3 protein-coding genes are annotated in these 4,322 nt (G+C 73.0%); all 3 read right to left on the reverse strand.

Translation table 11 applies throughout. The features are described 5' to 3' along the window. Positions 1 to 13: 13 nt before the first annotated feature. A complete protein-coding gene (locus SSBG_RS01170) occupies positions 14 to 946 on the reverse strand; it encodes a DUF6039 family protein (RefSeq protein ID WP_037868632.1) in 933 nt (310 codons plus the stop codon). A gap of 64 nt (positions 947 to 1,010) precedes the next feature. Continuing rightward, positions 1,011 to 3,392, reverse strand: coding sequence for an ACP S-malonyltransferase (gene fabD / locus SSBG_RS01175; protein ID WP_008744407.1), 2,382 nt, complete (start codon positions 3,390 to 3,392; stop codon positions 1,011 to 1,013). Then, positions 3,389 to 4,288 (reverse strand): DUF6039 family protein, encoded by a 900-nt coding sequence (locus SSBG_RS01180; RefSeq protein WP_008744408.1) that lies wholly within the window; start codon positions 4,286 to 4,288, stop codon positions 3,389 to 3,391. The genes fabD and SSBG_RS01180 overlap by 4 nt, the downstream gene beginning before the upstream one ends. Between the last annotated feature and the right edge of the window lie 34 nt (positions 4,289 to 4,322).

Here is a 4,322-nt window from a genome sequence, read left to right on the forward strand (position 1 = left end):
CCTCGCGTCGGGCTCAGTCCCCCCAGTACTGCGGCGTGAGGCAGCCGTCGTGCCCGCTGCCCTCCAGCATCAGGCTGTCCCAGCGGCCACCGCCCTGCTCCTTGGACACCCAGTCCTGCATGTACGTGGCGCGCGGCGCCGTGGGGTCGGTGCGGGCGTCGATGCCCATGAGCTTGTACATCGTGCCGAGCGATTTCATGTGGATGAGGAAGTGCATCCGCTCCATGGTCCCGAAGAGTTCCTCGAAGACCAGTGCGGTGGCGTCCCCGCCCGCGTTGAGGTTGGTGTTCTCGGCGACCGTGCGGGCGAACAGGCGTGCCTCGGCGCGGTATTTGTAGCTGAAGTCCACGACCCGGTGCATGATCACACCGGCGGTGGACGTGTCGAGGAGCTGCGCCGCCGGGACGGAGGTCTGGTCGCGGGCGGGGCGCACCTCGAACCAGGGTTCTTCCCGGTCGGGGGCCAGCGGGCTCATCGAGGGGTCCTGCGCCATCGTCTGGGTGGCGGTGCCGAAGATCCCCCAGCGGTGCGGCAGCATCATGGTCTCGCGCACGCTGCCGGGCACGAACGCGGCCTGCCACTCGGCCGCCTGGTGGTGGGAGACGTGCCCGCCGAGCACACCGTCGCGGAAGTCGCCCGCGCCGCCCATGTGCAGCAGCCGCTCGTAGTCCTCCAGGGACCGGAAGTGGATCAGCCAGTGCAGCCGGTCCTTCACGCCGAAGGTCTCCTCGTAGACGAAGACCGTCGCGAGGCCGGGATGCTTGGTGTTGACGAACTCCGCCGCCTCGCGGGCGAGCCGGCGCGCGGAGTCGCCCTGCCCGGCGGCGATCTGGGCGACGCGCTCCACGACGACGCCGGCGTTCGCCGAGTGCAGGATGCGGTCCACGGGCTGCGTCGTCTGGTGCCGGGCGGGAGGAACACCGGGCGTGCCGCTGTCCAGGGTCATGAAGCTCTCCTCGGGTGTCGGGGCGGGGTCGGTCACGTGGTCAGGGAGGGGCGGGGCGGGGCGGTCAGGGCGGGGTCCAGGCGGCGAGGCGGGCGGCGAGCACCCGCGCGGCCCCGGTCATCAGCAGCTCGGCGATGCGTTCGACGTGCCGCTCCCGCCACGGCTCCAGGGCCGTGCCGGCGACTGTGCGGTTGAAGGCGCCGGCCGCCGGACCGCAGTGCACCTGGTAGTTGGCTCGCTCCGCCGGGTCGCCCTCCTGGGCGGCCCGGTTGGTGCGGGCGAAGTAGGACTTGAACACGAGTGCCATCCGGTGCCGGGGGTCGCGCTCGGCCCGCTCCACCTCGTGGGCGCGGCCCGTGTCCAGGTAGTGGGCGCGGGTCTCCTTCCACGCCTGGTCGAGCGGCGCGCGCAGGCAGTCGCGTTCCAGCCAGCCGAGGGTGGCCTCGTCCAGGTCGTGCAGGCCGCTGTGGCGGCGGTAGAGCTGGTGGAGCTTGTTGGCGCGGGCCGCGAAGAGGGTGCCCTTGCGGACCACCTGGACGCGGGAGCCGAGTTCGAAGAGGTCTCCGGCGGGCGCGTACGCGGTGTCCTGGACGTCCAGGGCCGCGAGCAGGTCCTTCACGGCGTCCGAGGTGCCCGCCTGCGGCGAGCACTGGTTGACGGAGCCGGTGACGACGAAGTCGGCGCCGAGCACGAAGGCGGCCGCGACCGCCTCCGGGGTGCCGAGTCCGCCGCAGGCCCCGACGCGCAGTCGGCGCGCGTACCCGTGCCGTGCCGTCAGCTCCCCGGCGAGCGCGACGGTCGTCGGTACCAGGGCCAGGCTCACCCCGCCGTCGGTGTGACCGGCCGAGTCACCCTCCACACAGATGTCCTGCGCCACGGGCAGTCCGCGTGCCGCTTCGGCCTCGGCGGGGGTCAGCGCGCCCTGCGCGACCAGGCCGCGCAGCATCGCCTCGGGGGGCGGCGCCATGAAGTGGGCGGCGACCTCGGGGCGCGAGCACTTGGCGATCAGTGTGCGGACGGCGACGGGGGTGCCGTCGGCGGCGCGGTGGGCGCCGGTGAAGCGGAAGCGGACGAGTGCCGGGGTCACGGTGGTGAAGGCCGCCGCCTCCACGTGGCGCACGTCGTGCCGGAGCAGCAGTGCCGTGAGGGCGTCCTCGGCTCCGGGGCGCGTGAGGTCGTGCAGCAGGTTCACGCCGTAGCGGCCGTCGAGCCCCGGAGTGCCGGCGAGTGCGACGAGCGCTTTCTCGACGGTGCCGAGGCCGAGACCGCCGGCGCCGAAGTAGCCCCGCAGGCCCGCCCGCCCGAGCCGGGCGACGAGTTCCACCGAGGACACGCCCCGGAACATGCTGCCGGCGAGGTAGGCGTACCGCACCCCGTGGTCCTCCCGGAACTCCGCGCTGCCCAGCCGCGCTGCGGCCGGGTCCGCCACGGGTTCCGGCGCGGGGGCCTCGGGGCGTACGGGGACGGGTTCCGGTGCCGGGGCCGCCGGGCGTACCTCGGTGCGCTCGCCCGCCGGTTCCGGTGCGCGGGCCTCGGGAGGGTCCGGTCGCTCCGGTGGCGTGGGCAGGGAGCCCAGCCGGCTCTCCGTCCGGGGGGTGGTGTCCGGCTCGGCGAGCACCGACTCCCACATCGGCCGCAGCATGGGGCGCGGGCCGAATTCGCGGACCTCGGTGACGCCCCGCCGGACCAGTTCCCGCAGGGTCTCGTGCCAGCGCACCGGGGCCGCGATCTGCCGGGCCAGCAGGTCCGCCGCGCCCTCGGGCGGGTAGGGCCGGCCGGTCACGTTGGCGAGCACCGGGATGCGCGGCGGCCGGAACTCGACGGTCGCGAGGAAGGCGGCGAAGCGTTCCTGGGCCGGCCGCATGTAGCGGGAGTGGAAGGCCCCGCTGGTCGCCAGGGGCACGCAACGGGCCCCCGGCGTGGCGCGGACGGCCGCGCGGACCGCCTTCATGGACCCGGCAGGACCCGCCACCACCACCTGGGTGCCGGTGTTGAGGTTGGCCAGGTCGATGTCGGCGGCCCCGCAGCGGTCGAGCAGGGCGCGGACGGCGTCCGGCGCGAGGCCGACGACGGCCAGCATGGCACCGCCGTCCGCCTCGCCCATCAGCTCGCCGCGCCGCCGCACGATCCGCAGGCCCGTCTCGAAATCGAAACAGCCGGCGGCGAGCAGCGCGTTGTACTCACCGAGGCTGTGTCCCGCCAGGACATCGGGGGCGGGGCCCTCCGCCAGCGCCCGCGCGCAGGCGAGCGCGTTGACGACGTACAGCGCGGGCTGCGTCCACCGGGTGCGGTTCAGCCGGCCGTCGGGGTCGTCCAGGCACAGCGCGCGCACGGACTCGCCGAGGACGCGGTCGGCGGTCGCCTCGTACGCGGGGAAGAGGTCGAAGAGCTCCTCCCCCATCCCCGCGCGCTGGGACCCCTGGCCGGCGAAGAGCCAGCCCTTCACGCGCCCGTACTGAGCTGGTGGGGCAGCAGCAGGGTGTCCTCGATGGTGCCGGGCACGTAGGACCGGCCCCAGTTGCCGCCGCCCTTGTTCCCGGCGATGAACTGCCGCTCGCCGAGCGCGCGGAAGTCTGCGTCCGTGCGCTCCAGTTCGAGGAGTTCCTGGTAGGCGTCGAAATCCTTGAAGTGGATGAGCCAGTGGAGCCGGTCCATCACGCCGAAGGTCTCCTCGTAGAGGTAGGAGGTGGCGCGGCCGGACAGCTTGCGGTTGATCTCGTTCTGCCAGGCGAAGGCGTACAGCCGGGCCTCCTTGCGGAACTCGTGGGACGCCTGGCCGGTGCGGTGCAGGGTGAGGAGCGAGTTCGCGGAGTGCAGCAGGTCGCCGTCGGACTGGCCGGTCTGCAACTTGGCCGGGTCGACCCAGAGGTCTCCGCTGTCGTGGTCGTCCTCCTCGTGCACGAGACCGTGCTGCGGGACGAGGATGCGTTCGCGTACGGAGCCCTCCACGACGGCCCGGCCCCACACGCCGGCGCTGGCGTCCTCGGGGACGCGGTCGCTCTCCAGCATGTCGATCATCTTCTCGTCGTGATCGACCATGTGCAGGCTGATGGCGTAGTCGTTCGGGGTCTTCCAGTGGATCAGCCAGTGCACCCGGTCCTGCTTGCCGAACGCCTCCTCGTAGAAGTAGAAGGAGGCGCCGTTGAGGTCGGACTGGTTCATGTAGGCGATCACGTCCGCGAAGAGCTTGCGGCCCTCGGCGCGGTGCTCGTACTTCAGTTGCGCGCTCCGGGCGATGGTGAAGCCCGAGTTGCCGGAGTGCAGCAGCTTGTCGGCGGGCACGGGGCTCTGGGCCGAGGCGGGGCGGGGACCGGCCGCGCTCCGAGCTGTCCGCTGATCCATGGAATGGCCGTCCTTCCAGTGCGCAGAATGCGTG

The sequence above is a fragment of the Streptomyces sp. SPB074 genome, from assembly GCF_000154905.1.
Taxonomy (GTDB): Bacteria; Actinomycetota; Actinomycetes; order Streptomycetales; family Streptomycetaceae; genus Streptomyces.

Bases quoted from the DNA above. Each gene is read 5' to 3' on its own strand.
- SSBG_RS01170 (WP_037868632.1), bottom strand. From the start codon at position 946: ATGACCCTGGACAGCGGCACGCCCGGTGTTCCTCCCGCCCGGCACCAG.
- SSBG_RS01180 (WP_008744408.1), bottom strand. From the start codon at position 4,288: ATGGATCAGCGGACAGCTCGGAGCGCGGCCGGTCCCCGCCCCGCCTCG.